The organism is Duganella sp. AC237 (assembly GCF_979254035.1).
Genome location: NZ_CEEDEW010000003.1, coordinates 3,871,354 through 3,898,118, shown reverse-complemented (window position 1 = coordinate 3,898,118; position 26,765 = coordinate 3,871,354). Strand labels below are relative to the sequence as shown.

The window sequence follows — 26,765 nt, the reverse complement described above, 5'->3', positions numbered from 1 at the left end:
TCCTTGAAGTCTGTGTATTCAGGCGGTTGGGTTGTCGTCCGGTTGCAGCGCCAGGCAGAGCGCGGCGGCCAGCGACAGCGCGATGCCGGCCAGCTTGTAACCGCTCGGCAGCGTGGCCGCCACGGTCATGGCGATGACGGTGGTCAGCAGCGGCGCGCCGGCGTTGACCAGCGGCGAGACCACCAGCGCCTTGCCGTGCCGGAAGGCGTGCACCAGCGTGAGGGCGCCGACCGCGTTGAGGATTTGCGTGACGGCGGCCAGCAGCGGTCCGCCCGGGCCGTAGTTAATCGGCTGCGAGAAGTCCGTCATGGCCAGCGCCACCGGGATGAACAGCAGCGCGCTGGCGGTCATGTAGAAGAAGATGCTCTCGGCGTCCATGCTGGCGTTGGCCAGTTTCATGAAGTAGGCCTGCAAGCCCCACGCCAGCAGCACGCCGATGGCCAGCACGAACCACAGGCCGTATTGGCGAGGCGCGCCGCCGGGCGTGAAGTCGAACAGCGGCAGCGCGCACACCGCCAGGATGATGCCGGCCACGCCGAGCATGCCCGTGCGTTCGCGCAGGAACAGGTAGGACAGCGCAATGGTGATCACCGGCGACAGCGAGATCAGCGGGAAGATCAGATAGGTCGGCCCGGCCTTGACGGCGTAGAACAGGATCATCTGGCCGCCGGCGCCCAGCAGGCCGATGGTCAGGCCGAAGGCGACGGAGCGGCCGTCGCGCCGCACGCGCCAGCCATTGCGCGCCAGCACCAGCAGGGCCGGCGGCACCATCGTCAACGCCCACACCACGTAGATCAAGGTTTCGGGAAAGCCGTTCTGCCCCGGCAGGCCGGCGAAGGCGCCCCACACGCCCCACAACAAGGTGGTGGTCAGCGCGTAGCCGAGCCAGCCGGCGGGGCGGGCGCCGGCTTTGTTGGTCATCGTTATCGAAGAGGTCATGTTAGAACTTCACGCTCATGCCGGCGACGTAGGTGCGGCCCCAGGTTTCGAAGCCATACTGCGCGTCGGCGCGGCCCAGGTTGGAGCGCATGACCGCGTCGCCGAGGTTCTTGCCTTCGACGAACAGCGTGATCGTCGGCGTGATGTCCCACGAGGCCGAGGCGGTGATCCAGGTCAGCGAATCGACCTTGTTCGGGAAGCCGGCAATCACATTGGTGCTCTGCGTGTACTCGCCGGTGTAGTCGAACGAGATGGAGGCGTTGACGCCGCTTTTCTCATACAGGAAGCCGATCGACGAGGCGGTCGGCGCCACGCCTTCGAGCTGGCCGACGTATTGGCCGCCCTGATAGGCCTTGGTCCAGGTCTTGGCGAATTTGGCGTTGATGCCGAAGCCATTGTCGAACAGGTGCTGGACGCCGATTTCCATGCCGCGCACGCGCGCCTTGTCGCCGTTGACCGGATGCGTGACCGTGTACAGGTAGCCCGGCACGCCGATGTCGACTTTTTCGTCGGTCTGGTAGGTGACGAAATTCTTGATCTGCTTGGCGAAGACCGCCGCAGTGATCGCCGATTTCGGCCGGTAATACCATTCGACCGACAGGTCTTGCTGCACCGCCGTGGTCGGTTTCAGGTTCGGGTCGCCGACGATGTTGAGCACATAGCTGCGGTCGAGCGTATTGTCGGTGCGGGTCGGCGCCAGCTTGTCGAGCGACGGCCGGGCCATGACCTTGGCCAGCGCGCCGCGCACCACGAAGTCGTCCCGCGCCCACCAGCTCAGATTGGCCGACGGCAGCAGCTTGGTGTAGCTGCCGTCCTGCGACACCGGCACGGCCGGGCTGTAGGTGATGTCCGGGCTGCTGGTCGGGATGTCCGGCGTCGGGTCGTTGATCGCCAGGATCTGGTCGATCGCGCTGTGCGACGTGGTCCGCGTGCGCACCAGGCGCGCGCCGACATTGCCGTTCCAGTTCTCGCCCGACAGTTCCAGTTGACTGAACAGGGTCGCGGTCTTTTCGCTCACCGCATAAGAGTCGGTCGGCACCAGCACCGGCTGCGACAGGCTGGCGTTGAAGGTTTGGCCGTCCGGATTGACCTGGCTGCCGGGATTGGGCCGGCCGTCGAGCTTTTTGAGCGCGGCCAGATAGGCCGGCACGTCGAACTTGACGAAGCTGCCCGGGAAGCTGCCGCCGGCGTTGCGCATGTAGTTCGGCAGTGTCATCGGGCTGACCACGTCGGCGCCGAGCGAGGCGAAGGTGGTCGAATACATGTCGCAGTACTGGCAGGCGCCGCCGCTTTTTTCGTTGCCGATCGAGTTGCGGTCCTTTTGCCGGCGGGTGCCGCTCACGCCGAACTGCAGTCCGTCCATATGCCACGCGCCGCCCAGCGCCAGGCGGCCCTCGAAGGTGGCGCCGTCGACGGTGTCCTTGATGTCGGTGCCGGTCAGGCCGACGAAATGGAGGCCGTAATCCTTGTTGCCGAGACGGCCGGCCGCCAGTTCGGTGGCCAGGTCGCGGCCATCTTCGAGGGTGACGCGGATGTCGGGCAGGCGGCCGTTGTTGGCGCGGTAGTAGCCGGTGTTGTGGCCGGCGATGCCGGCAACGACGAAGCTGTCCTTGCCGCCGGAGTTGCGCTCGGATGTCGAACGGTACAAGTCGCCCGAGAGCTTGAGGTCGGGGCTGGCCTTCCAGTCGCCGTGCCAGCCGAGCTGCCTGGTGTCGACCACGCGGTCGGTGGTGACATTGCTCATTTCCGGCACCAGGTCCTTGACCGTCATGCTGGTGATCAGATGGTCCTTGATCACCACGTCCGACCAGCGGCCCGGCGCGTGTTCGACATAGTACGACTGCTGGTAACCGACCTGCGGCGAATCGAGCCGGGTGGCGAGGGCATCGACGGTCATGCGCAATTGTGGCGTGACCTTCCACTCGAACGCGCCGGACAGCGCAGTGCGCTTCTTTTCCTCGAAAATGGAGCCGAAGGAGGTGCAGCATGGCGCCAGCAGGCCGCTTTCGCCGCTGCCGATGGCGCCGTCGCCGTTGGCGTCGAAGCTGCCCGGCGAATCGGCGTTGAAGGTTTGGTAGCCGAGCGAATCGGTGCGCACGTTGCGCTTGGAAAGCACAGCGCCGACGATCACGCCCATGGTGTTGTTATTGAAGGTGTTGCTGACCACGCCGGAGAGTTTGCCGCCGTTCTTGCGCGACAGGTCGTTGCGGTCGCCCTCGAAGCGCACCGACGCGTGGTAGCCGGGATTGTCCATCGGCCGCGCCGAGCGCAGGTTGACCGAGCCGCCGATGCTGCCTTCCATCTGGGCGGCTTCGGCCGATTTCATCACGTCGGCGCCGCTGATCACCTCCGAGGGCAGCACGTCGAAGGCGAAGTCGCGGCCGTCGCCGTCGGTGGCGAGGATGCGCTTGTTCAGGGTGACGATGTTGTAGCCCGAACCCAGGCCGCGCACGTTGATGTACTGGCCTTCGCCGCCGCGCGTGCGGGAGACCGAGATGCCGGAGATGTGCGTCAGCGAGTCGGCCACGTTATCGTCGGGGAAGCGGCCCAGTTCCGTCGCCGAGATCGAGTCCTGGATCACGTCGGCGTTGCGTTTCAGTTCCAGCGACCTGGCCAGCGCGGCGCGCGCGCCGGTCACGACGACGACCGGCGGCGCTTCCTGCGCCGCGCCGGTTTGATCCTTGGCCGACGCGGCAGGCGCTTCCGGTTGAACCTGCGCATACGCCATGCCGCATAAAGCCATCTCCACCGCCACCGCCATTAAGGTGCGCCGAAGTCCCTTGCCGATTGCTCCATCCATGCCATTCTCCTGTTTTTTTGTCGTCTGGTACCGATAGTAATAAAACGAAATCGGAAATGCAAGTAACTTTCGAAAACTTTCGGTTGATGTTGTATCTTGCGATGAAAAAGCCATCGAAAGCCGCTGTTGCCCTAAAAAGAAATACTTCGAAAGTTTCTTGTATTTTCTTTGTTTGCTTACTACTATTCTTTCCACGACCCGGATGAGATGGCTGGTCGCTTAACCCAACTGGAGAAAAAGCCTATGAACTGTGTCAAAACTACCGTGAGCCGCGTGGCTGCCGGACTTCTGCTGTCCACCTGTGTCGGCGCCGCGCTTGCCGCCAGCGTGACCGTCAACCCGGGCCAGTCGATCCAGGCCGCAGTGAACCAGGCCAAGGCCGGCGATACCATCCGCGTGCTGGCTGGCACGTACGAGCAAAAAGTACTGATCGAAGACAAATCCGGCACCGCCAGCGCGTTTATCACGTTGAAAGGCGATCCGGGGGCCATCATCAGCGGCAAGGGATTGAGCCCGTCCGACCGCGAGGGGCTGGTGACGATCAGGAACGCCAACTATGTGCGGGTGGAGGGTTTCGACATCAACGGCCTGACCTCGGGCGCCAACGCGACCCCGGTCGGTATCCTGGTGGAGGGCAACGGCAAACGCCTGCAGATCGTCAACAACAAGATCCACGGCATCATCAATACGGACACCTGCACGGATCCTTGCGAAGTAGGCGCGCATGGCCTGGCGGTGTTCGGCACCGACGCCACCGGCGTGACCGACTTGCTGGTGCAGGGCAACGAGGTGTACGGCAACGTGTTGCAGGCAAGCGAGGCGCTGGTTATCAATGGCAATGTCGACCGCTTCGAGGTGCTCAACAACAACGTACACGACAACAACAACATCGGCTTCGACTTCATCGGCTACGAGGGAACGTGCGAGGGTTGCGGCGAGAAGGACCGGGTGCGCAACGGCATGGTGCGCGACAATATCGCCAAAAACAATTCGAGCAAGACCAACCCCTGGTACAGCGGGGAAGGATCCGCCGGCGGCTTTTATGTGGACGGCGGGCGCAATATCATTTTCGATCGCAACATCTCGAGCGGCAATGACATCGGCTTCGAATTTGCCAGCGAACATGGCGGCAAGGCCACCGAAGACATTCTGATGACGAATAATTTCGTCTACAACAACCGCGAGGCCGGCTTGGCGGTGGGCGGCTATAAGTCGGCCGCTGGCCAGGCGCGCCGCATCTATGTGAACAACAATTCCTTCTACAAGAACAAGGGTTGGGGGACCGAGGTGGTGTTCCAGTACAAGGTGATCGATTCCCGCTTCAGCAACAACATCTTCTTCGGCAAAGGGACGATCGCGGAGAACTACAAGGTGCAGGGCAGCGGCAATACGGGCAACGTCTGGGGTGTCAACCTTTGGTGGGGCAGCGCGTCCGGTTCGACCAATCTGCCGGGGACCCAGGTCAAGGCCGATCCGCGTTATGTCGCGCCGCAGAGCGGTAATCTGAACCTTCAGCAAACCTCGCCAGCCATCAATGTGGGCAACCCCGGCACGGCGCTGACCACCTGGACCTCGCCGCTGTGGGCGACCTATTTCCCGTCCGGCGCGATCCCGGTCAACGGCGTCAAGGACATCAACGGCCAGGCGCGCGCGGAGGGCGTGATCGATCTGGGCGCGGACGAATACGGTACCGCCCCTTAACCGAAGTGTATGGCTTTAGAATCCCGACGCCGGCACCTCCGGGATTTGATTGTGCAAACTGGCGTTGATCAGGTTCCAACCACGGATCACCGCGATCGCGTAACTCAGTTCGGCGATCGCGGTCTCGTTGAAATGTTCTTTGAGCCGGGCGAAATCGGCGTCGCTCGGCTGTTGGTGCGGCAGCGCGTTGACGGCTTCGGCCCAGTTGAGGGCTGCGCGTTCGCTGTCGCTGAAGAACGACGAAGGCGCCTCGCGCCAGCCGGCGATGGCGTTCAGGTGGCGTGGATCGGCGCCTTGCTTGATCAAGTCGCGCCAGTGCATGTCGATGCAAACGCCGCAGCCGTTGATCTGCGACACGCGCAGGTTGACAAGTTCGACCAGACGGATGCCCAGCGAGCTTTTCTTGACCGACGCCGACAGCGCGATCATGGCTTGCAGGTTGGCCGGGGCCACCGAGTAGAAGGACGAAATACGGGCGGTTTGCGTCATGTTGATGCCTTTCGAAGGGGAGGGGCGCACCATTGCGCCGCTCATACCTTGTTAGACGGACCATCCGTGCCGCCTGTGACTGCTTTTAGAAAATAGTTTGCGGAATCCCCGTCAGTTTGTCGGGATTGCGCACCACCAGCACGGCGGCGATGCGCCCGTCCTCGATGACGAACGATTGCGCCGACTCCAGCTTGCCTGCGACATAGCGCAGCAACCCCGGCTCGCCGTTGACCCTGGCCTGACGGTAGGCGACATCGAGCGGATACTGGTGCTCCAGCGACCAGAACACGCCCGCCACACGGCCGGCGCCGCGCAGGATGCGCAGGAACGATTTGATCTTGCCGCCGCCGTCGGACACCAACTGCACGTCGTCGGCCAGCATGGTCTTCATGGCGGCGCGGTCCCCGGCCTGGGCGGCGGCCATGAAGCGTCCCAGCAGGGCGCGATGCGTGTCTTTGTGCACATCGAAGCGGGGTGTTTGCTGGCGCACCCGCTCCTGGGCGCGGTGCACCATCTGCCGGCAGGCGGCTTCGCTTTTGCCGAGCATGTCGGCGATGTCGGCGTAGTCGTGATCGAAGACCTGGCGCATCAGGAACGCCGCGCGCTCTTCGGGGGACAGGCGTTCGAGCACCCATAAAAAGGCCATGGACACCTCGCTGGCCATTTCCGCGCTGCTTTCGGGCGTGCGCTCGTCCAGCTCGACGATGGGCTCGGGCAGCCACCAGCCGACGTAGGTTTCGCGCTCGGCCTGGCGGGCGCGCAGGCGGTCGATGGCGAGGCGGGTGGTGAGGGTGACCAGCCAGGCCTCGGCGGATTGCACCGCCAGCTGGTCGCTGCCGTGCCAGCGCAGCCAGGCATCCTGCACCACATCCTCGGCGTCGGCGCGCACGCCGAGCATGCGGTAGGCGATGGCGAACAGGCGGGGCCTGAGGGCGGTGAAGGCGGCGGAGTCGGTCATGGTGTCTGCGAACGGAGTGGTCTTCCCTGCTAGACGCGCGGGCGGCAGGTTTTGTGACATGCTACCGTAACTGTCGACCATGACGGCCGGGATGTGGCACTGTGCTCCCGCCCGGACTGGCCCGGGAGCGTCTCGCGTTAATGATCGGTATGCAGATACGACGGCGTCTTGGGCAGGCGCATGCTGAACAGGAACGCGATCGCCATCATCACCGTGACATAGATGAAGAACCAGTTCTCGTGGCCCAGGTTCTTGAACGTGAGGCCGACGAATTCCGCCGAGCCGCCGAAGATGGCGTTGGCGATGGCGTACGAGAACCCCACGCCCAGGGCGCGCACTTCCGGCGGGAACATTTCGGCCTTCACCAGCCCGCCGATCGAGGTGTACAGGCTGATGATCGCCAGCGCCACCGTGATCAGCGCGAAGGCGATGTACGGGCTGGTGTTGCCGCGCAGGATAGCCAGGATCGGGTAGGTCGCCAGCGCTCCCAGCGCGCCGAACAGCATCATCGAGTGCCGGCGGCCGATGCGGTCGGCCAGCATGCCGAACAGCGGCTGCATGCACATATACAGGAACAGCGCGCCGGTCATGACCACGCTGGCGGTCTTGGCGGGCATGCCGGAGGTGTTGACCAGATACTTTTGCATATAGGTGGTGAAGGTGTAGAAGATCAGCGAGCCGCCGGCGGTGTAGCCGAGCACGGTGATGAAGGCGGCACGGTGGTTCTTGAAGATGCCCGCCAGGGTGCCGGCATCCTTGTTCTTGCTGTCTTCCGGCTTGATGGTTTCGTGCAGCGTCCGGCGCAGCATCAGCGACACCACGGCGGCAATCGCGCCGATCACGAATGGAATGCGCCAGCCCCACGACTTGAGCTCGGCATCGCTGAGGAACTGCTCCAGCACCACCACGGTCAACACCGCCAGCAACTGGCCGCCGATCAGGGTCACATACTGGAACGAGGAGAAGAAGCCGCGCTGGCCGCGCAACGCCACTTCGCTCATGTAGGTGGCGGTGGTGCCGTATTCGCCGCCGACGGACAGGCCCTGGAACATGCGGATGATCAGCAGCAGGATCGGCGCGGCGACGCCGATGGTGGCGTAGGTCGGCAGCACGGCGATGGCCAGCGAGCCGCCGCACATCATCAGCACCGAGATGACCATCGACTTCTTGCGGCCGACGCGGTCGGCGATGCGGCCGAACATCCAGCCGCCGATCGGGCGCATCAGGAAGCCGACCGCGAAGACGGCGGCCGCCTTCAGGAATTCGGCGGTGGAGTTTCCGCTCGGGAAGAACTGGCTGGCGAAGTAGATCGATGCGAACGAGTAGACATAGAAGTCGAACCATTCGACCAGATTGCCGGACGACGCGCTGATGATGGCGAATACCCGCTTGCGTTTTTCTTCTGCGGTGTAGTGGGGTTGGTCAGTGGCGGCCATGGGTTTCCTTGCGAGAGTGTTGGATGCTTTTCAGTGCGGCGCACTATGATGGGGCCGCAATATGGGTTGCGATTGTAAAGTATCCTGGCTGAAACCGCTGGCGCGTTAGGTTCGGGGCCGATCCCATGCCGCCAACGTCCGGCCTAAGCGCCATCCGCGCCTTCCGCGCCGTCTGCCTCGCGCCGCCAGAGGCACAGCGTGGCGATGTGCGTGGCGTCCAGTATCCGGAAGCGGACCTCGCAGCGGCCGCCGCGCCGCAAGCGGGGCGTGAGGTCTTCGCACACGCGGAAGCGCATGCTTTGCGCGGCTACATCGATGTGCTCAAGCTCGATCGCGTCGAAGTTGAAGTAGCGCCGCACCTCGCCGTGCACCGCTTTGAAGAAGCTTTCCTTGGCGGAAAAAACCAGGGTCAGGGGGACGTCTGGACCCAGCGTGTCTTCAAATCCGGCCAGGTAGCGCAATTCGCCGTCTTTGGCCACGATGGCGCGGACCTCGCGCGCGCCTTGGCCGTCGAGGATATTCTCAATGTCGATGCCCACGCCGTGATAGCCCCTGGACAGGGGCAGCACCAGCGCCGCCGCCATGTCGGCCGCGTGGGTGATGCTGCCGATCAGGTCGGCCGGCCACAGCGGTTCGCGCATGCGGCCGGTGCCGATCTGGGGGAGGTCGCGGCGCAGCGGCCCCATCGCCGATCTTGCGCACAGGCGGCCGTAGAAGAATTCCCGTTGCCGCTTGGGCACGGCGGCGGCGATGTCGGCGGGGCAATCGATACCGGCTGAACGGAAGCTGTCGGCGTCGATTGTCGTCGGCTGGAAGCGGATGCAGGCCACAGGGAGCGTGGTCGCGCTGTCGATAGGCCAATCCAGGCAATACAGGTGCTCTTGCAATAAGACGCTCATTAAAATTTAACCTTGTGCGGTCGGTGCCGATGGCCGGTGCCGATGGTCGGTGCCGATATCTTACCGGAGGAACGGCCCTGCCGGGGGAGGGATGGGCGTGGTATCGTGCTCGTTTTACATCACGCATAACGTCGAAGGAATCCCATGTATCGCAACCCGCTCGGAGTACAACCATGACGCTGCACGTCCGGACGAATTCAGCGTTGGCGCCGCTGGCGCCGTTGGCCATGGTGGCGCTCATGGCGCCGGCAGCCGCCCAGCAGCTGGCGCCGACGCCGGACCCCGATTTACCGCTGTGGGAGGTCGGCCTGTTCGGCGGCGCCGCCTCCACCCCGGCCTATCCCGGCTCCGAAGACCGCTCCACGCGCGCGCTGGCGCTGCCGATGGTGATCTATCGCGGCAAGGTGCTGCGCGCCGACCGCTCCGGCGTGGGCGCCCGCCTGATCAACACCGAGCGGGTCGAGCTTGACCTCGGCTTCGCGCTGTCGCTGCCGGCGCGCTCCGACGACGTCGCCGCGCGCGCCGGCATGCCGGATCTGCGTTCGCTGCTGGAATTCGGCCCGCGCGTGAAGGTGTTGCTGGCCGAGCCGACGGCGACGAGCCGCGTGCGGCTGGAGTTGCCGCTGCGGGTGCCGATCGAGCTCAAAAGTGGTTTTCGACGCCAGGGTCTGGTGTTTGAACCGCGCCTGGTGTTGGAGGCCGGCGACGGCACCGGCAAGTGGCAGGCCGACGCCAATGTCGGCGCGGTGTTCGGCAACGCCCGCCTGCACCAGTATTTCTATGAGGTCGAACCGCAGTACGCGACGGCGACCCGCCCGGCCTACCACGCGGCGTCGGGCGGCTTGCTGATGACCAGGCTGGGCCTGAGCCTGTCGCGCCGGCTGTCGCCGGACTGGCGCGTGTTCGGATTCACCCGCTACGACAATTACAGTCACGCGCGCAACCGCGACAGCCCGCTGTTCCTGCGCAACAGCGGCCTGTCGGTCGGCGCCGGCTTCACGTGGACGATACACCGCTCGGCGGCGCGGGCCTGGGAATAAGCGCCGCCGCGCTTGCCGGTTTATTGTCCGTCGTCAATAATCGGCATTAATTGCCGCACTACAATAGTCTCTCTACCATGTGTCGCTCGACGGTCCGCCAGGCCCGTCGCGGACGGAGGCCAATTGTATGAAGCGGGGCGTCAACAGCAAGATGCGGCAGCGCGGCGCCATCGCCATCGTCTTCGGACTGATGCTCGCCTGCCTGATCGGCTTCCTCGGCATCGCGCTCGATCTGTCGCGGGTGTACAACCGCCGGGCCGAGTTGCAGGCGGTGGCCAACGTGGCGGCGCTGACGGCGGCGCGCCAGTTGAACGGCACCGTGGCCGGCATCGATGCCGCCACCGCGCAGGTGCTGGCCGCGATGGCGGTGCTCAGGTATCAATACAACCAGCGCGCCATCGCATGGGACGCGAAGGCGCTGTCGTTCAGCGCCTCGCCGAACGGCGGCTGGGTCGATGCCGACACCGCCCGCGCCGCGCCCAACGGCTTGATCTACGCGCGCGCCGCCACCGCCGATCTGGCCGGCGCCATGGGAAGGATCGAGCTGTTTTTCCTGCGCTTGCTGTCCGCGTCGCTGGCGTCGATGGACGTGGCAGTGACGGCGGTGGCCGGACGCTCGACGATCGGCGTCGTGCCGCTGGCGGTGTGCGCGCTGTCCAACGTCGAGGCAGCCCCGCGCGCCAACCCGGGTCCGCCCGCCAACGTCGAGCTGGTGCAATACGGTTTCCGCCGCGGCGTCGCCTACGACCTGATGCAGCTCAATCCCAACGGCACCGCCGCCGAGAACTTCGTCATCGACCCGTTTGCGCCGCCCGGCGTCGCCGGCGCCGCGGCCAACGTCGCGCCGGGCCGGGTCGGGCCATATGTCTGCACCGGCCAACTGGCCATGGCGCGCGTGACCGGGGGCGCCCTGACGGTGGGCCGGCCGTTCCCGCTGGCGTCGCTGTTCAATCATTTCAATTCCCGCTTCGATTACCTCGGCACGCCGTGCGCCTATGCCAGCGCGCCGCCCGACACCAATATCCGGCAGTACACCTTCGGCGGCGCCGGCAGCGGTACGCCATGGATGAGTGTGGCCCCGGCCGGGCAGGTGGCGCAGGCGAGCACCGTCGGCGGCAAGTTGTGGACCGTCGCCGATCCCGCCACGCAGCCGGCCGGCACCACCGGGCCGATGTACGGGCCGCTGTGGGCCTACGCCAGGGCCGTGCCGTACAGCGCCTATGTGGCAGGCGCGGCCGAACCGGCCGCCGGCTACGCGACGTTCGCCCCAAGCGCCTGGAGCACGCTGTACGGACCGGGCGCGCCCACGGCCGGCTCCGGGTACCCGACGGGGACTTCGACGCCTTACCGCTCTACGGGCAGCCCCAACGCCGTGCAGCCGCCGGCGGCGCGCCGGGGTGTGGCGGGACGCCGCGTGCTGAATGTGGCGCTGCTGGCCTGCCCGGTGCCGGCCGGCGCGCTGGCGGCGGCCACGGTGCTCGGCGTCGGCAAGTTTCTGATGACGGTGCCGGCCACCGCCACCAGCGTGCGCGCCGAGTTCGGCGGTCTGGTTTCCGACCAGGCATTGGGCGGCGCGGTGGAGCTCTATCCATGAGGCGCGCCGGCCAACGCGACGCCCGGCGCCAGCGCGGCATTGCCGCCGTCGAACTGGCGCTGGTGATGCCGGTGCTGGTGCTGTTGCTGGTGTTTCCCTTGTATCTGGGGCGGGTGTTCTGGCATTACACGGCCGTCCAGTACGCGGCGCAGGATGCCGCGCGCTATTTGTCCAAGGCGCCGGCCAGCGAGCTGGGCAATCCGACGCGGGCTGGCGCGGTGGCCGCGATGGCGGAGGCGCTCGTGGAGAAGGAGTTGGCCGAGTTGGCGCCCGGGGAATTCGGCTACGCGATCGATGTGACCTGCAATAACGTGCCGTGCGTGGGCTTCGGCACGACCACGGTGGTGCGCGTCACTATCACGATGTTGATGGAGGATATCTTCTTTGCCAGCTACACGGGCTTGAATCTACAGCTGATCGTCAGCGTCACCCATCCCTACGTCGGAGAATAATGCATGTCGCGACGCCAACCCCCACGCTTCCGTGCCGGCGCAGTGACCGCCGAATTCGCTATCGTGATCATCGTGTTCCTGGCGATCGTCTGCGGCGTCGTCGAGGTCGCGCGCTTGTTGTACATTTTTAATACGCTGCAGGTTGTCACGCAGCGGGCGGCGGCGGCGGCGGCGAACACCGACTTCACCGATGCCGCCGCCATGAACGGCGTGCGCCAGCGCGCCATCTTTCGCGGTTCCGCCGGCACCCTGGCCCTCGGCACGCCGGTGACGGACGCGCACGTGCGCATCGACTACCTGTCGCTGGCGGACGCCGGCGGCACCGTCATCACCGAGATCCCGAGCGCGCAGATGCCGTCATGCCCGGCCAACAACCGCGTCAACTGTATGGAAAACCCGTACGGCCAGAGCTGCATCCGGCTGGTGCGGGCGCGCATCTGCGATCCGGCCGACACCAGCCAATGCGCCAGGGTCGCCTACCAGCCGCTGTTTTCCTTCATCGCCATACCGCTGCGCTTGTCGAGGGCGCCGGCGCTCAGGCCGGTCGAGACGCTGGGAGCGCCCCCGGGGCAGGCGCCGTGTCCGTGAGCGGCGGCGGTTGATCGGCGCGGATCTTGAACCAGATCGAATACATCGCCGGCAGGAATACCAAGGTCAATATCGTTCCGGCGAAGGTGCCGCCGATCAAGGTGTAGGCGAGGGTGCCCCAGAACACCGAATGGGTCAGCGGGATGAAGGCCAGGATCGCCGCCAGCGCGGTCAGCACCACCGGCCGGGCGCGCTGCACGGTGGCTTCGACCACCGCCTGCAACGGCGCCAACCCCGCCTGTTCGTTGTGGTGGATCTGGCCGATCAGGATCAGCGTGTTGCGCATCAGGATGCCCGACAGCGCGATCAGCCCCACCAGCGCGTTGATGCCGAACGGCTGCGCGAACAGCAGCAGGGTCGGCACAACGCCGATCAGGCCTAACGGACTGGTCAGGAAGACCATCACCATCGCCGACATCGAGCGCACCTGGAAGATCAGGATCAGCAGGGTCGCCGCCAGCATGATCGGGAACAGCGGCAACATCGCTTGCATCGCCTTGCCCGATTCCTCGATGGCACCGGCCTCGTCGAGGCGATAGCCGGCCGGCAGCTTGTCCTTGATCGGCTGCAGTTGCGTGGTCATGGCGGCCGAGACGTCCGGCGGCTGCAAGCCCTCGGCGATGTCGCCGCGCACCGTGATGGTCGGCACGCGGTCGCGCCGGCGCATGACCGGCTCCTCGGCGCGCACCTCGACCGTGCCCACCTGCGACAGCGGAATGCGCTGGCCGTTGGCGCCGCTCAGAGTGAAGTCGGCGATCCTGGCCGGGTCCAGCCGCAGGTCGCCGGCCGAGCGGGCCACCACCTGCACGGTGCGGATGTCCTCGCGCACGGCGGTCAGCGGCACGCCGCTGAGCAGGAATTGCAGCTGCTGCGCCACCGCGCTCGAGCTCAGGCCGACAGCCTGCAAACGATCCTGCTGCAACGTGAAATGCAAGGTCGGCGCGCGCGTGCCCCAGTCGTTGTTTACGGTGCGCATCATCGCGCTGGCGTTCATCACGTGCTGCACCTCGGCGGCGATGGCGCGCAGCTTGTCCGGATCAGGCCCGCTGACGCGGTAGGCCACCGGGAACGGCGAGTAGGGACCGAATACGAGCTGGGTGACGCGCACCCGCGCCTCGGGGGCGACGCCGTCGGCAACGGCCTGGCGCAGGCGGTGCTTGAGCGCCTCGCGCTGTTCCTGGCTGTCGGTGCGCACGACGATCTTGGCGAACGACGGGTCGGGCAGTTCCGGTCCCATCGCCAGATAGAAGCGCGGCGCGCCCTGGCCGATGTAGGCGGTGACGATCTTCGCCTCCGGCTGCTTCGCCAGCCAGGCTTCGACCCTGGCGGCGCTGGCGCTGGTCTGCGCGATCGAGGCCCCATACGGCAGTTGCACCTCGACCAGCACCTCGGGTCGGTCGGAGATCGGGAAGAACTGCTTCTTGACCACGGCCATGCCCGCAACGGACAGCGCGAACAGGCCGACCACCGCGCCGGCGACCAGCCACTTGCGGGCGATGACGCGCGCCAGCACCCGGCGGAAGCGGTTGTAGCGGGGCGTGTCGTACAGCGCCTCGTGGCCGCCTTCGACCTGCTTGAACTCGGGCAGCAGCTTGACGCCGAGATAGGGCGTGAACACCACGGCCACCACCCACGAGGCGATCAGGGCGATGCCGACGATCCAGAACATATTGCTGGTGTATTCGCCGGCGCTGGAGCGGGCGAAGCCATTGGGCATGAAGCCGACCGCCGTCACCAGGGTGCCCGAGAGCATCGGCGCGGCCGTGTGGCTCCAGGCATAGGCCGAGGCGGCGATGCGGCTGTAGCCTTCCTCCATCTTGACCACCATCATTTCGATGGCGATGATGGCATCGTCCACCAGCAGGCCCAGCCCGAGGATCAGCGAGCCGAGCGTGATGCGGTCGAAGTTCTTGCCGGTGGCGGCCATGACGATGAACACCACCGCCAGGGTCAGCGGCACGGCGGCGGCGACCACGATGCCCACGCGCCAGCCCATGCTGACGAAGCACACCACCATCACCACCAGCAGCGCGACGAAGAACTTGACCATGAATTCGTCGACGGCCGAGCTGATATTGACGGACTGGTCGGTAACCTTGGTCAGCGCCATGCCCAGCGGCATGTTGGCGTTGATGGCGCCGACTTCCTTGTCGAGCGCCTTGCCCAGGTCGAGGCCGTTCCAGCCGTCGCGCATGATGATGCCCAGCAGCAGGGCCGGTTCGCCGCCGTTGCGGATCATGAAGGTGGCCGGGTCCTCGTAGCCGCGCCTGACGGTGGCGATGTCCGACAGTTTCAGGGTTCGGCCCTGGGCCACCACCGGCGTGTCGCGGATCTTTTGCAATTCGTCGAAGGCGCCATCGAGGCGCAGGAACACCGACGGCCCCTTGGTGTCCACCGAGCCGGCCGGCGTGAGCACGTTCTGGGCGTTGAGCGCGGCGAATACTTCCTGCGGGCCGATGCCCAGTGTCGCCAGCCGCTCGTGCGAAAACTCGACGAAGATGCGTTCTGGCTGCTCGCCGACGATGTTGACCTTTTTGACACCGGGCACGTGCAGCAGGCGCTGGCGCAGCGCCTCGGCGTCGCGCACCAGCAGGCGTTGCGGCTCGCCCCTGGCCTTGAGCGCGAACAGGGCGAAGGTGACGTCCGCGTATTCATCGTTGACCATCGGTCCGATCACGCCGGACGGCAGGTTGGCGGCCTCGTCGCCGACCTTTTTGCGGGCCTGGTAGAACTGCTCCTGTACCTCGGCCGGTGGCGTGCTGTCGAGCAGGGTCAAGGTGGTGAAGGCCAGGCCGGGCCGGGTATAGGTTTCCGCCCGTTCATACCAGCGCAGCTCCTGCAGGCGCTTTTCGAGCTTTTCGGCGACCTGGTCCTGCATTTCCTTCGCGGTCGCGCCGGGCCAGGCGGTGATCACGGTCATCACCTTGACCGTGAAGGCGGGGTCTTCCGCCCGTCCGAGTTTGAAGAATGAGACGACGCCCGCCAAGGTGATCAGGCAGATCAGGAAAAGGGTGACGGAGCGCTCGCGCACGGCCAGCGCCGACAGGTTGAAACGACCTGCGCTCATGGCCGCGCTCCCGCCGTGGCGGCTGTCGCCGCTGCGGGCTGCTGGCCGGCCAAACGCACCGCCTCGCCCTCGCGCAGCATGTGCGCGCCCAGCGCGACCACCCGCTCGCCTTGCTTGAACTGCCCTGCGATACGCGCGCTGTCATCGCTAATGCGCTGGACAGTCACCGGCCGCCAGCCGACCTTTGCCGGCTCGCCCTGGACCACCCAGACGCCGGGTCCCTTGCCATGGTCGAACAGGGAGCCGATCGGCACCGACCAGCCGGCCTCGGCGGCCGCGTGGCCATCCGGTATCCGGATGGCGACCGTGGTGCCCAGCGGCGCGCCGGACAGCTCGCCGTCGAGCACATAACGCGCTTCGAAGGTGCGGGTCTGGCGGTCGGCTGTGTTGGAGAGCTGCCGGAGCCTGGCGGGAACTGGGGCGCCTTCCTTGCCGTACAGCGTGGCGAGGCCAGTCGAGCCCAGCGCCGGGCGCAAGGTTTCCGGCAACTGGATGACGGCCTCGCGCTGGCCGGCGCGGGCGAGGCGCACGACGACTTGGCCGGCGGCGACTACCTGGCCGGGCTCGACCAGCGTTTCCATGACGACGCCGTCGGCGTCGGCCAGCAGTTCGCCGTAGCGGCTGGCGTTACGGGCCACCTCGGCCTGGGATTCGGCCGCATTGAGCTGGGCCTTGGCGGCGTCTGCGGCCGCCTTGACCTGGTCATAGGCGGAGGCCGAAATCGCGCCGGTGCCGCGCAGGTCGCGGTAGCGCGCTTCCTCGTCGGCCGTTTGCCGTACGCGTGCGCGGGCGGCGGCGACCGTCTCGAGCTGGGCATTGGCCGCCAGCTTCAGGTCGACGGGATCGATCCGCATCAATGTCTGCCCGCGCTTGACGTGTTGCCCGGCGTCGACCAACCGCTCCAGGACTTTGCCGGAGACCCGGAAGCCCAGATCGCTTTGCACCCGCGCGGCGACGGTGCCGGTGAAACTGCGCGAGGCGGCGTCATCCGTCCCCTGGACGATGGCCGTGCGCACCAGGGGTGCGGCGGTGCGCGGGTCGGGCGGCGTCTTGTCGCCGCAGGCGGCGAGCGCGAGCGGCAAGACGGCGAAGACGGTGGAGAGAGCGAAGCGATGGCCGAGCATGGGAATCCCGTGAAGAACTGAACAGGGCCCCATTTTGTAACTAGTGACCAAATTTGTCAACGGTCACATTCAAATGGCGTGATGTTTACGGCGACAGGCTGCGCAGCACCAGGCTGGAAAGCAGCGCCGGCGCCTCGGCGGTGTGATCCAGACTGTGCTGTAAGAGCAGGGGGTTCAGATACGGACGCATCACCAGATGGATCGCCGCCGCCGCCTCGTCGAGCGGGGTCTTGCGCTCGAAATCCTCGCTCTCCCGGCCCTGGCGCAGCACGTCCTGCAGCAGCAGCCGGATGCGTTCCTCGTAGGCGCGCGCCGCCGGCCATTGCTCCGTCGCGGCCGAGGCGGCGATGTCGTACAGCTTGCGGTCCTCGAAGAACAGGCGCAGGCTCGATTCGACGGCGGTCTTGAACAGGCGTCGCAGCTTCTCGGGCGGCCGCTCGGCGCCGTCGACGGCGGTCCGGATATCGGCTTCGATCTCGCGCAGGCAATTGGCGCAGATCTGCTCCCCGATGGCCTGCTTCGATTCGAAGAACTTGTAGATATACGCCTTGGAAAAACCGATGGCCTTGGCCAGGTCGGAGACGGCGGTTTTTTCGTAGCCGTACAGACGGAAATGGTCGGTCGCGGCGGCGACGATCTGGTCGCGCACGTCGTGGTCGGCGGGGCCGCGCGCGTTGGCCGAAGGGGTGCTTGGTTTGGTCATGTGGTTTAGCTTACTCGGTGTTTCAAGATTGTACAACTAGTGACGATTTAGTGATATAGTCACTGAATCGTCACTCGTCGTGGAAAACCCCATGCTGCTCAAACGCTCTCTCCTGATAATTGTCGCCGCCGGTGCGGCCGGTTGCGCCGTCGGACCGGATTACACCCGGCCCGCCACGCCTTTGCCGGAGCGCTACCTTGGACAAGCTGCCGTCGAGCAGCGCCAGGCCGCCGCCGAGGCCGACCTCACCGCCTGGTGGGACGGCTTTGGCGATGCGCAGCTGACCCGCTACGTGACGCTGGCGCTGGCGCAGAACCTGGATCTGGCGCAGGCGGCGGCCCGGGTGGCCCAGGCGCGGGCCGGTGTCGGCGCGGCGAACGCGGCGCTGCTGCCGTCCGGCACCGTCAGCGCGCAAGGCACGCGCGCCTACCAGTCGGTGGAAACACCGTTGGGGCAGGTCCTGAATTCGCAGCCGGATTTTGATCGTTACGGTAACTCCTACGAGGCCAATCTGGGTGTGGGCTGGGAATTGGACGCGTTCGGCGGCCTGCGCCGGGGGCGCGAGGCGGCACTGGCCGACTATCAAGCCTCGGAGGCCGGCGCCGTCGCGACCCGTTTGGCGGTGGCGGCGCAAACCGCTGATATCTATATTGGCATCCGCGGCCTGCAAACCCGCCTCGACATCGCGCGCGGGCAGGTGAGGGCGCAGCAGGAACTGCTGTCAACGCTCAACCTGCTATACGGCAAAGGATTGGCCGCCGAACTGCAGGTGCGGCAGGTCGAGGGCGCGCTGGCCCAGGTGCGCGCCTCGGTGCCGGTGCTCGAAGCGGCGCTGGACACGGCCATGAACGCGCTCGACGTGATGCTCGGCACGGCGCCGGGTACCCATCGGGAAGAGCTGGCGCAGCAGGGGGCGGCGGCACCGGCCCCGATACCGGCCGCCCCGCGTATCGCGGCCGCCGGTTCGCCGGGCGACCTGCTGCGGCGCCGGCCCGATCTGATCGTGGCCGAGCGCCGCCTGGCGGCGTCGAACGCGCGCATTGGCGTTGCCATCGCCGAGTACTATCCCAAGCTGTCGTTGAGCGGATTGATCGGCAGCGCCACCTCTGTGTCCGGCGGCAACCTGTTCTCCAGCGGCGCCAGTCAGGCGGCTGGGGTGCTGGGCTTGCGCTGGCGCTTGTTCGACTTCGGCCGCATCAACGCCCAGATCGACTTGGCCAAGGGCCAGGAGGCCGAGTCCCTGGCCGCCTACCGCCTAGCCGTGTTGCGCGCCGCCGAAGAGGTGGAGAACGCCTTTTCGGCGCTGGTCAAACGCGAGGGCCAGGCCGGCGTGCTGGCGCAGGGTGTGGACTCGCTCGCCAGGGCCAGGGGCGCCTCGTTCGCGGCCTATCAGAAAGGCGTCGTCAGCCTGATCGAGGTGCTGCAAGCCGACGAAAACCTGCTGCGCGCCACCGATATGCGAGCCCAGGCGCGAACCGAGTCCGCCCGCGCGGCGGTGGCGGCCTTCAAGGCGCTCGGCGGCGGCTGGCAGGCGGAGCCAGCAGAACCAGCGGAACCAGCGGAACCAGCGAAGGCGGTCGCCGCCAGATAAGCCGGTTGGGCGCCTCACCGATGGGGCGCCCGTTTGACTTTTCCCTCAAAGCGCGAGACTATATTGTGAAAACGTTTTCACAATAAAGAGGAGCACAGTTGAGACCAGTCCCAATCCGCTTAGCCGCCGCGCGCGCAATCAACGCCATGATGGTATCGCTGTCGTTGTCTGCTGCCGCCGGCCACGTCCATGCGGCGCCCGCCGCATCGCCCGGCAACCTGGAGATCAAGCTTGACCAGATCGGTTATCTCCCCGGATCGGCCAAAGTCGCCGTCGTCCCGAACGTGGACGGCGCCGCCTTCACCGTCGTCAAGGCGGGCAGCGACACCGTGGTGATGCGCGGCACGCTGGGCGCGGCGGCGGCCTACGCGCCGGCCGCCGAGACCGTTCGCCTGGCCGACTTTAGCGCGCTGGCGACGCCGGGACGCTATCAGTTGCGTGTGGCCGGCGTGCCGGATTCGGCGCCGTTCACAGTCGGCGCCGACGCCTACCAGGCGCTCAACGCCGCCGCCATCAAGGCCTATTACCTCAACCGCGCCGGCATCGCCTTGCCCGAAAAACATGCGGGGATCTTCGCCAGGAAGGCCGGCCATCCCGACACCAACGTTCTGATCCACGAATCGGCCGCCAGCGCCGCGCGTCCGGCCGGCACCGCCATTTCCAGTCCCAAGGGCTGGTACGACGCCGGCGACTACAATAAATACATCGTCAACTCGGGCATCACCACTTATACCTTGCTGGCGGCCTACGAAGACTTCCCGCAGTTTTACAAGACGCAGAACCTCAACATCCCCGAGAGCGGCAACGGCATTCCCGACCTCCTCAACGAGGTGTTGTGGAACCTGGACTGGATGCTCACCATGCAAGATCCGGCCGATGGCGGCGTCTACCACAAGCTGACCGACAAGTCGTTCGACGGCATGGTGATGCCCGACCAAGCGAGGCAGCAGCGCTACGTGGTGCAGAAGACCACCGCTGCCGCGCTCGACTTCGCCGCCGTCATGGCGACCGCCAGCCGGGTGCTGAAACCGTACGACGCCAAGTTGAACGGGATCTCGGCGCGCGCGCTGGCCGCGTCCAAGGCCGCCTGGCAGTGGGCGCAGAAAAACCCGGCCGTCCTGTATCGCCAGCCCAAGGACATCCGCACCGGCGAGTACGGCGACGCCAACGTGAGCGACGAGTTCGGATGGGCGGCGGCCGAACTGTATATCACCACCGGCGACGACGCCTATTACAAGGCGATGTCGGCGCCCGCGCTGAAGGCGACCATTCCCTCGTGGAGCGACGTCGGCGGGTTGGCCTGGATGTCGCTGGCGCGCCACCGCAAGCAGCTGACGCCGGCCGCCGACCAGGCGCTGATCGCCGCCAGGATCGACGGCCTGGCCGACGGTCTGGCCAAGGTGTGGAAGGACTCGGCCTACGGCATCACCATGCAAACCGGCGACTTTGTCTGGGGCAGCAGCGCGGTGGTGTTGAACCAGTCGATGATGCTGCTGCAAGGCTACCGCCTGAACGGCAAGCGCGATTATCTGCAGGCGGCGCAGTCCGGATTGGACTATGTGCTTGGCCGCAACGCGGTCGGCACCTCCTTCGTCACCGGCTATGGTTCCCGGTCGGCGCAGCACCCGCATCACCGGCCATCGGTGGCGGACGGCGTCGTCGCGCCCGTACCCGGCTTCCTGGTCGGCGGGCCTCAGCCGGGCCAGCAGGACAAGGGCGATTGCCCCGCGTCCTATCCGTCGGCGGTGCCGGCCAAGTCCTGGCTGGACCACGCCTGCTCCTACGCCAGCAATGAAATCGCCATCAACTGGAACGCGCCGCTGGTGTATGTGTCGGGGGCGATCCAAGTGTTGACGCCGGCGCCGGCGAATCAATAGCGGGCCGCCAGCGCGCGTGTGGTGTGCGCTGGCGCACATACTGGGAAAATGCAAGGCGCGTACTACTTGTGCGGGATTCGGTGGCGTGGGATTTCGATTATGATGGGCTTCGTTGCTAGTGTGACATGCCCGGATAATGAAAATACGCCCAAGCCCATTCCTGTTGTCGAGTCTTCTTCTCTGCTCCATGCTTTCCTCCGCGCCGGTGAGCGCGGAGGAGGGCCATCTTTCCCTCATGGTGCAAAACGATGTGTTCGTCGGCAGCGATGGCGGCGGTTACACCAGTGGCATCACGCTGTCGCGCCTGCGCAGCGTGTCTCCCGGCGAGGCGTCCATCGCGCCGCTGCCGGTGGTTGGAACGGTGGCGCCGTGGTTCGGCGTCGGCCCGGCCGCGCTGACACGGTTTTCGCTTAGCCAGATCCTGGTGACGCCGCGCGATATTACCCGCAAGGAGCCCGATCCGTTTGACGCGCCTTATCTGGGCGCGCTGTGGCTGGGGGCCGGGCAGGTATCCGTCGACGGCAACGTGGCGGACATGCTCGGTATGCGCCTCGGCGTCATCGGGCCGGCGGCCGGCGGGCGCCGCGCGCAAACGCTGATCCACCGCGTGATCGGCTCGGATCGTCCGGAAGGCTGGGATTCGCAGGGGCCGACGCGTCTGCTGCTTGGTGTGGAGCGCTACAGGGCGTGGCGCCTGGCTTCGGCCGGCGCCGACGACGGGCGGCCGCATGCGGACGCGATCGTGTCCGCCGGCGGAACCGCCGGCAACCTGCAGTCGTCGATCGGCGCCAGCGTTCTGCTGCGCTACGGCACTGGACTTCAACGCAACTTCCCCAGCGCCATCCATCAGGAAATACGCGGCGGCGATCCGGTTTTCCTGGGCAACGGCTGGTTCGTGTATGCGGGCTTGATCGGCGACAGGGTGTTTACGCACGCGGGGATCGGCAGGAACCACTATCCGGAAAACAATATCGCTGAATTGCGCCGTAACCAGACCGTGGCGCTGGCGGGCATCGCCTACGGCTTCAAGAGCGCGTCGGTATCGTTTTCGTTACAAGACGCCAGTCCGCTGATCACCTCCAACGGCAAGCGCGAACCCTACGGGTCGCTGACCTTGACTATGCCGTGGTGATGCGGGCGCGTCGCGTCAGGCGGTCGTCCGGCGCAGCATCGTCAGCAGCTCGGTCAACACCACCGGCTTGAGCAAATGGTGGTCGAAGCCGGCCGCGCGCGAACGGGCGCGGTCCTCGGCGGCGCCCCAGCCGGTGAGCGCTGCGAGGGTGACGTTTTCCAGGCCCGCAAGCTGGCGCATGGCGCGCGCCGTGGCGTAGCCGTCCATGCCGGGCATGCCGATGTCGAGCAGCACCACCTGCGGCTGGAACTCCCCGGCGATGGCCAGCGCGGCGGCGCCGTCGTAGGCGACGCGAGTGACATGGCCGTCACCTTCCAGTAAATCGCGCAAGGTGTCGGCGGCGTCGTGGTTGTCGTCGGTGATCAGCACGCGCAGCGGGGCTGCCGGGTTCCTTTGGCTTATGGCCGGCGGCTGCGTTGCCGGTAGCGACAGGTTGTCGATGGCGGCCAGCGGCAGCCGGATCGAAAACGTGCTGCCCAGGCCGATGCCGGGACTAGCCGCCTTGACAGTGCCGCCGTGCAATTCGAGCAGCTTGCGCACCAGCGAGAGTCCGATGCCCAGTCCGCCTTTGGAGTGGCCGATGCTGCGGCCGACCTGGGTAAACATTTCGAAGACGCTGTCGATCGATTCGGGCGGGATGCCGATGCCGTTGTCGGCCACGTCGATCATGAGCCCGCCGTCCGCCACGCGCGCCGAGATGGCGATGCGTCCGCCGTTCGGCGTGTACTTCGCCGCGTTCGACAACAGGTTGCTGAGCACCTGGCTGAGCCTGACCACATCGACATCGACAATGGCCGCCTCGTCGGGCAGGCTGATCGCCAGCGTATGGCCGGCCGCGTCCAGCAGCGGCTGGCTGGTCTCGACCGCCGAGGCGACCAGCGTCTTGAGCTCCGCGTGCTCCTTCTTCAGCACCAGCTTGCCGCTGGAGACGCGCGCGATGTCGAGCAGGTCGTTAATCAGATGCACCATATGCGACACCTGGCGTTCCATCATCGCGCGCACGTTGGTCATGGCGACCGGATCGCCGCCGGCCAGCTTCATCAGTTCCAGGCCGTTGCGCACCGGCGCCAGCGGGTTGCGCAGCTCGTGGGCGAGGGTGGCCAGGAATTCGGATTTGTGGCGGTCGGCTTCGCGCAGCGCCTCGGTCGAACGGACCCGCTCGATGTGCGCCCAGCAGCGCTCCACCACGTCTTCCACCAGTGCCACCTCGTCGGCCGACCAGGCGCGCGGATCCTTCTGGTGCACCGCCATCATCGCCACCAGCTTGCCGCCCTTGACCAGCGGGCAGCAGATGATGGCCTTGATGCCGATCTGGTTGAACATTTCGTAGCCGTCGCCGGCCGGCACCTCGGCGTCGAGGTTGTTAATTTGCAGGGTTTTGCCCGCCCGCATATTGCCGGCGGCGTGGCTGCCGAACAGGCCGAGCGAGTATACGCCGACCGTGCTGAACGCGTCCGCAACGGTCCAGTCGTGGCGGATCGTAAAGCGGTCGTTGTCCGCCTCCAGGTCGGCGTAGGCCACGCGGGTCACGCCCAGGTGCTCGCCCAGCAGGCGGGTCGCCTCGCCCATGATGGTCTTGGCATCGGCGGCGATGCTGGTGGCCTTGCCGATGGTGTCGAGCAGGCGCAGGCGCTCCTCGACGCGCTTCTTGCCTGTAGTCTCCGAGCAGACGCAGAAAACGCCGGCGACCGCGCCCGCCTCGTCGCGCACCGGGCTGACCGAGAACGTCGCATACATCTGCTCCGGATAGCCGTGGCGGTGCAGCAGGAAGGGCTGGTCCTCCGCGTAGGTGCAGGCGCCGGCCATGGCGCCGTTCAACATCGGGCCGACCACGTGCCAGATGTCGCTCCAGACCTCGTTGAACGGCTTGCCTAATATTAACTCGGGCTGATCGCCGAGGCCGCCGAGGATGGGCCGGTAGGCGTCATTGAACAGGAAGTGCAGCCCCGGGCCCCAGGCGATGTACATCGGATGGCTGGAGCCGAGCATGATGCTGACCGTGGTGCGCAACGCCGGCGGCCAGGCCTCCAGCGGACCCAACGGCGTCGCCGCCCAGTCGAACGAGCGCAGCAACTCTCCCATGGTCCCGCCCCCGGCGGCGAAGGCGATGCTGTGGGCGGGGTGGGGCGAGGACTGGTGAGGCGGCATGGGCAAACGTTCCGGTGGCGGTGGCTGGTGGCGGGCTTGTTATGGACAAACCCATCCCGAAAGGCGAACGATAGCATTTCCTGTCGCCCGGAGAGGGGTTTGTACCGTGCCGTGCGCCCGTCCTGGCTCAGGTATTGAGCGGCCTTTCCTTGATGAACAGCGCGGTGACCAGACCGATGCCGCACAGCGCCATGACGTAGTACGCGGGCGCCAGCGGCTGGGTTTTCAGCATCAACGTCACCATGATGGGCGTCAGGCCGCCGAAGATCGCATACGCCACATTGTAGGAGAACGATAAGCCGGAAAAACGCACCGGCGCCGGGAAGGCCCGCACCATCGCGCTCGGCACCACGCCGACCACGCCGACGCTCAGCCCCAGCAGCGCGTACAGCGGCAGCAGCAACTGCGGTTGGGTCTTGAGCGTCGTATAGAAAACGTAAGTGCAAATGGCCAGCAGCACGGCGCCGCCGATCAGCATGCGGCGCGCGCCGAAGCGGTCGGCCAGCACGCCGTAGATCACGCACCCGACAGCCAGCGACAAGGTCGCCACCGTGTTGGCGGGCAATGCGGTGCGGGCGTCGAAACCGTAGACCTTTTGCAGCAGCGCCGGGGTCATCAGGATCACCACGACGATGGCGGCCGACAGCATCCACGTCAGCAGCATCGACAGCGCGACCGCCTTGCGGTGCTCGCGCAGCACGGCCTTCAGCGGCATCTCGGCGGCGAGCGCCTTGCGTTGTTGCAGTTCGACAAAGACCGGCGTCTCGTGCAGCCAGCGCCGCAGATACATCGCGCCGAGGCCGAACACGCCGCCCAGCACGAACGGCAGGCGCCAGCCGTGGTCCAGCACCTCCGCCGGCGTGAACACGCTGTTGATGCCGGTGGCCACCAGCGAGCCGAGCAGGATGCCGAAGGTCAGGCCGGCGGTCAGGGTGCCGCAGGCATAGCCGATGTGGCGTGCCGGCACGTGTTCCGACACGAACACCCACGCGCCGGGCACCTCGCCACCGACGGCGGCGCCCTGGCACACGCGCAGGAACAGCAGCAGCAGCGGTGCTGCCAGCCCGATGCTGGCGTAGGTCGGCAGCAGGCCGATCAGCAAGGTCGGCACCGCCATCAGCAGGATCGACAGGTTGAACATCTTCTTGCGCCCCAGCAGGTCGCCGAAGTGGGCCATGACCATGCCGCCCAGCGGACGCACCACGTAGCCGGCGGCGAAGATGCCGAAGGTTTGGAACAGACGCAGCCAGTCCGGCATCGTCGGCGGGAAGAACAGCGCGCCGATCGAGGTGGCGAAAAAGACGAAGATGATGAAGTCGTAGAATTCCAGCGCGCCGCCGAGCGCGGCCAGCGACAGGGTTTTGTAGTCCTGGCGGGTCAGCGGTCGTTCGGGTGCGCTGTGGCCGGGTACGGCCTTGGCGAGCGATGCTTTGTTGTTTTCTTTATTTTGCATAAGGTTTCGCCTCGTTGGAGTGTTCGATCGCCGGCTTTTCTTCGCTTTGCGGTGGCCGGCTGGGCAAAAGCATTATACAAAGAGAAAGTCGATCGTAGGGGTAGGGCGAATGCCCGAGGCGGCTATTTGTGGGTGTCGGCACACGTTTTTCCAGACCTGCTCCCGGCGCCGTTTTAAGGCACAGGCCGCGTAGGTTGGTAGCATGTCTGATCATCTTGTTCGCCACCGATGGCTGGCTAGGGTAACGCCCCAGCGACTCGCTCGTGATCGCAAGCTTGGTTCAGTCGTCCCTGATGACGCGCTTAAGTGAGACCTGATGCTTCGTAGGGAAGGAAGTTGTGAATGATTCTATCAATCCTTCCTTTTGCTACTGCTGTAACTGACAGATCATCTTTATTGTGTAGTCCTGTGGCCGATATTCCCAACATTGGGAAAAATAATATCCCGGCATACTCCAGTGGGGAATCGATTTTAATCAGCTTGCTTAGTGCAGTCGTATCGTGGAATATGTCTATATCATTGAGCATCAGCTTGATATTTGGGCGAAACGAAATTTCCAATATTTCAGAGCCATCCATAGGAAAAATGAGCTCAACTTTGGCATAGACAAGTTTAAGTTCATTTTTCAGAGTCTTGGTGCGGCGCACTGGCTCTCCCAATGTCTGTTCACATTCGATCTGTGACGTGGAAAACGACAGGCGCTCTGTCCCGACGTACGGTATGAGAATAAAGGGTTTCATTATTTGCTCAGGTGACGTGGGACCCTGTGTACAT

The 26,765-nt window shown here is 65.8% G+C and carries 20 protein-coding genes; 8 read left to right on the top strand and 12 right to left on the bottom strand.

Annotated features, from left to right (window positions below; genetic code table 11):
- Nucleotides 1-18 precede the first annotated feature (18 nt).
- Complete coding sequence (locus AC0IYS_RS17210; protein ID WP_471706312.1) at nucleotides 19-939, bottom strand: EamA family transporter; 921 nt, start codon at nucleotides 937-939, stop codon at nucleotides 19-21.
- A 1-nt stretch (nucleotide 940) separates the two neighbouring features.
- The gene (locus AC0IYS_RS17205) at nucleotides 941-3,739 is read right to left on the bottom strand and encodes a TonB-dependent receptor (RefSeq protein WP_471706311.1); all 2,799 of its coding nucleotides are present in this window, start codon (nucleotides 3,737-3,739) and stop codon (nucleotides 941-943) included.
- A gap of 243 nt (nucleotides 3,740-3,982) precedes the next feature.
- Between AC0IYS_RS17205 and AC0IYS_RS17200 the strand changes: the two genes are divergently transcribed.
- A complete protein-coding gene (locus tag AC0IYS_RS17200) occupies nucleotides 3,983-5,440 on the top strand; it encodes a right-handed parallel beta-helix repeat-containing protein (RefSeq protein ID WP_471706310.1) in 1,458 nt (485 codons plus the stop codon).
- A 15-nt stretch (nucleotides 5,441-5,455) separates the two neighbouring features.
- Here the strand turns inward: AC0IYS_RS17200 and AC0IYS_RS17195 are convergent, their stop codons facing one another.
- The 4 genes from AC0IYS_RS17195 to AC0IYS_RS17180 form a co-directional block, all read right to left on the bottom strand.
- Nucleotides 5,456-5,929: a carboxymuconolactone decarboxylase family protein gene (locus tag AC0IYS_RS17195; protein ID WP_471706309.1), complete on the bottom strand. Its 474-nt coding sequence runs from the start codon at nucleotides 5,927-5,929 to the stop codon at nucleotides 5,456-5,458.
- An 85-nt stretch (nucleotides 5,930-6,014) separates the two neighbouring features.
- Nucleotides 6,015-6,887, bottom strand: coding sequence for an RNA polymerase sigma-70 factor (locus tag AC0IYS_RS17190; RefSeq protein WP_471706308.1), 873 nt, complete (start codon nucleotides 6,885-6,887; stop codon nucleotides 6,015-6,017).
- A gap of 137 nt (nucleotides 6,888-7,024) precedes the next feature.
- A complete protein-coding gene (locus AC0IYS_RS17185; RefSeq protein WP_471706307.1) occupies nucleotides 7,025-8,323 on the bottom strand; it encodes an MFS family transporter in 1,299 nt (432 codons plus the stop codon).
- 143 nt (nucleotides 8,324-8,466) lie between these two features.
- The gene (locus AC0IYS_RS17180) at nucleotides 8,467-9,222 is read right to left on the bottom strand and encodes a 4'-phosphopantetheinyl transferase family protein (RefSeq protein ID WP_471706306.1); all 756 of its coding nucleotides are present in this window, start codon (nucleotides 9,220-9,222) and stop codon (nucleotides 8,467-8,469) included.
- A 173-nt stretch (nucleotides 9,223-9,395) separates the two neighbouring features.
- On the opposite strand from AC0IYS_RS17180, the gene AC0IYS_RS17175 reads away from it, so the two are divergent.
- From AC0IYS_RS17175 to AC0IYS_RS17160, 4 genes are all read left to right on the top strand, one after another.
- Nucleotides 9,396-10,262: a MipA/OmpV family protein gene (locus tag AC0IYS_RS17175; RefSeq protein ID WP_471706305.1), complete on the top strand. Its 867-nt coding sequence runs from the start codon at nucleotides 9,396-9,398 to the stop codon at nucleotides 10,260-10,262.
- A 127-nt stretch (nucleotides 10,263-10,389) separates the two neighbouring features.
- The gene (locus AC0IYS_RS17170; RefSeq protein WP_471706304.1) at nucleotides 10,390-11,856 is read left to right on the top strand and encodes a pilus assembly protein TadG-related protein; all 1,467 of its coding nucleotides are present in this window, start codon (nucleotides 10,390-10,392) and stop codon (nucleotides 11,854-11,856) included.
- Nucleotides 11,853-12,308 carry a TadE/TadG family type IV pilus assembly protein gene (locus tag AC0IYS_RS17165; RefSeq protein ID WP_471706303.1) on the top strand — a complete coding sequence of 152 codons (456 nt, stop codon included), beginning with the start codon at nucleotides 11,853-11,855 and terminating at the stop codon, nucleotides 12,306-12,308. The genes AC0IYS_RS17170 and AC0IYS_RS17165 overlap by 4 nt, the downstream gene beginning before the upstream one ends.
- A 3-nt stretch (nucleotides 12,309-12,311) precedes the next feature.
- Nucleotides 12,312-12,896 carry a TadE family protein gene (locus AC0IYS_RS17160; protein WP_471706302.1) on the top strand — a complete coding sequence of 195 codons (585 nt, stop codon included), beginning with the start codon at nucleotides 12,312-12,314 and terminating at the stop codon, nucleotides 12,894-12,896.
- On the opposite strand, the gene AC0IYS_RS17155 is transcribed toward AC0IYS_RS17160, so the two are convergent.
- The 3 genes from AC0IYS_RS17155 to AC0IYS_RS17145 all read right to left on the bottom strand — a co-directional run bounded on the left by AC0IYS_RS17155 (nucleotide 12,844) and on the right by AC0IYS_RS17145 (nucleotide 17,790).
- Nucleotides 12,844-15,963, bottom strand: a complete 3,120-nt coding sequence (locus AC0IYS_RS17155; RefSeq protein ID WP_471706301.1) for an efflux RND transporter permease subunit — start codon at nucleotides 15,961-15,963, stop codon at nucleotides 12,844-12,846. The genes AC0IYS_RS17160 and AC0IYS_RS17155 overlap by 53 nt on opposite strands.
- Nucleotides 15,960-17,087 (bottom strand): efflux RND transporter periplasmic adaptor subunit, encoded by a 1,128-nt coding sequence (locus AC0IYS_RS17150; protein ID WP_471706300.1) that lies wholly within the window; start codon nucleotides 17,085-17,087, stop codon nucleotides 15,960-15,962. Before AC0IYS_RS17150 ends, AC0IYS_RS17155 begins: the two co-directional genes overlap by 4 nt.
- 85 nt (nucleotides 17,088-17,172) lie before the next feature.
- Nucleotides 17,173-17,790 carry a TetR/AcrR family transcriptional regulator gene (locus tag AC0IYS_RS17145; RefSeq protein ID WP_471706299.1) on the bottom strand — a complete coding sequence of 206 codons (618 nt, stop codon included), beginning with the start codon at nucleotides 17,788-17,790 and terminating at the stop codon, nucleotides 17,173-17,175.
- 91 nt (nucleotides 17,791-17,881) lie between these two features.
- Between AC0IYS_RS17145 and AC0IYS_RS17140 the strand changes: the two genes are divergently transcribed.
- From AC0IYS_RS17140 to AC0IYS_RS17130, 3 genes are all read left to right on the top strand, one after another.
- The gene (locus AC0IYS_RS17140) at nucleotides 17,882-19,381 is read left to right on the top strand and encodes an efflux transporter outer membrane subunit (protein ID WP_471706298.1); all 1,500 of its coding nucleotides are present in this window, start codon (nucleotides 17,882-17,884) and stop codon (nucleotides 19,379-19,381) included.
- Between the two features lie 98 nt (nucleotides 19,382-19,479).
- Nucleotides 19,480-21,258, top strand: coding sequence for a glycoside hydrolase family 9 protein (locus AC0IYS_RS17135; protein ID WP_471706297.1), 1,779 nt, complete (start codon nucleotides 19,480-19,482; stop codon nucleotides 21,256-21,258).
- Nucleotides 21,259-21,394: 136 nt separating this feature from the next.
- A complete protein-coding gene (locus tag AC0IYS_RS17130; RefSeq protein ID WP_471706296.1) occupies nucleotides 21,395-22,390 on the top strand; it encodes a lipid A-modifier LpxR family protein in 996 nt (331 codons plus the stop codon).
- Nucleotides 22,391-22,405: 15 nt separating this feature from the next.
- On the opposite strand, the gene AC0IYS_RS17125 is transcribed toward AC0IYS_RS17130, so the two are convergent.
- The 3 genes from AC0IYS_RS17125 to AC0IYS_RS17115 form a co-directional block, all read right to left on the bottom strand.
- Nucleotides 22,406-24,538: an ATP-binding protein gene (locus AC0IYS_RS17125; protein ID WP_471706295.1), complete on the bottom strand. Its 2,133-nt coding sequence runs from the start codon at nucleotides 24,536-24,538 to the stop codon at nucleotides 22,406-22,408.
- A 127-nt stretch (nucleotides 24,539-24,665) separates the two neighbouring features.
- The gene (locus AC0IYS_RS17120) at nucleotides 24,666-25,991 is read right to left on the bottom strand and encodes an MFS transporter (RefSeq protein ID WP_471706294.1); all 1,326 of its coding nucleotides are present in this window, start codon (nucleotides 25,989-25,991) and stop codon (nucleotides 24,666-24,668) included.
- A gap of 302 nt (nucleotides 25,992-26,293) precedes the next feature.
- Nucleotides 26,294-26,731, bottom strand: a complete 438-nt coding sequence (locus tag AC0IYS_RS17115) for a hypothetical protein (protein WP_471706293.1) — start codon at nucleotides 26,729-26,731, stop codon at nucleotides 26,294-26,296.
- Nucleotides 26,732-26,765 lie beyond the last annotated feature (34 nt).

Excerpts from the sequence above, each read along its gene's own strand:
- AC0IYS_RS17120 (WP_471706294.1), bottom strand. The coding sequence starts at position 25,991 with ATGCAAAATAAAGAAAACAACAAAGCATCGCTCGCCAAGGCCGTACCC.
- AC0IYS_RS17125 (WP_471706295.1), bottom strand. The coding sequence starts at position 24,538 with ATGCCGCCTCACCAGTCCTCGCCCCACCCCGCCCACAGCATCGCCTTC.
- AC0IYS_RS17210 (WP_471706312.1), bottom strand. The coding sequence starts at position 939 with ATGACCTCTTCGATAACGATGACCAACAAAGCCGGCGCCCGCCCCGCC.
- AC0IYS_RS17130 (WP_471706296.1), top strand. The coding sequence starts at position 21,395 with ATGAAAATACGCCCAAGCCCATTCCTGTTGTCGAGTCTTCTTCTCTGC.
- AC0IYS_RS17165 (WP_471706303.1), top strand. The coding sequence starts at position 11,853 with ATGAGGCGCGCCGGCCAACGCGACGCCCGGCGCCAGCGCGGCATTGCC.
- AC0IYS_RS17155 (WP_471706301.1), bottom strand. The coding sequence starts at position 15,963 with ATGAGCGCAGGTCGTTTCAACCTGTCGGCGCTGGCCGTGCGCGAGCGC.
- AC0IYS_RS17160 (WP_471706302.1), top strand. The coding sequence starts at position 12,312 with ATGTCGCGACGCCAACCCCCACGCTTCCGTGCCGGCGCAGTGACCGCC.
- AC0IYS_RS17205 (WP_471706311.1), bottom strand. The coding sequence starts at position 3,739 with ATGGATGGAGCAATCGGCAAGGGACTTCGGCGCACCTTAATGGCGGTG.
- AC0IYS_RS17200 (WP_471706310.1), top strand. The coding sequence starts at position 3,983 with ATGAACTGTGTCAAAACTACCGTGAGCCGCGTGGCTGCCGGACTTCTG.
- AC0IYS_RS17195 (WP_471706309.1), bottom strand. The coding sequence starts at position 5,929 with ATGACGCAAACCGCCCGTATTTCGTCCTTCTACTCGGTGGCCCCGGCC.
- AC0IYS_RS17170 (WP_471706304.1), top strand. The coding sequence starts at position 10,390 with ATGAAGCGGGGCGTCAACAGCAAGATGCGGCAGCGCGGCGCCATCGCC.
- AC0IYS_RS17140 (WP_471706298.1), top strand. The coding sequence starts at position 17,882 with ATGCTGCTCAAACGCTCTCTCCTGATAATTGTCGCCGCCGGTGCGGCC.
- AC0IYS_RS17115 (WP_471706293.1), bottom strand. The coding sequence starts at position 26,731 with ATGAAACCCTTTATTCTCATACCGTACGTCGGGACAGAGCGCCTGTCG.
- AC0IYS_RS17185 (WP_471706307.1), bottom strand. The coding sequence starts at position 8,323 with ATGGCCGCCACTGACCAACCCCACTACACCGCAGAAGAAAAACGCAAG.
- AC0IYS_RS17145 (WP_471706299.1), bottom strand. The coding sequence starts at position 17,790 with ATGACCAAACCAAGCACCCCTTCGGCCAACGCGCGCGGCCCCGCCGAC.
- AC0IYS_RS17190 (WP_471706308.1), bottom strand. The coding sequence starts at position 6,887 with ATGACCGACTCCGCCGCCTTCACCGCCCTCAGGCCCCGCCTGTTCGCC.
- AC0IYS_RS17175 (WP_471706305.1), top strand. The coding sequence starts at position 9,396 with ATGACGCTGCACGTCCGGACGAATTCAGCGTTGGCGCCGCTGGCGCCG.
- AC0IYS_RS17180 (WP_471706306.1), bottom strand. The coding sequence starts at position 9,222 with ATGAGCGTCTTATTGCAAGAGCACCTGTATTGCCTGGATTGGCCTATC.
- AC0IYS_RS17150 (WP_471706300.1), bottom strand. The coding sequence starts at position 17,087 with ATGCTCGGCCATCGCTTCGCTCTCTCCACCGTCTTCGCCGTCTTGCCG.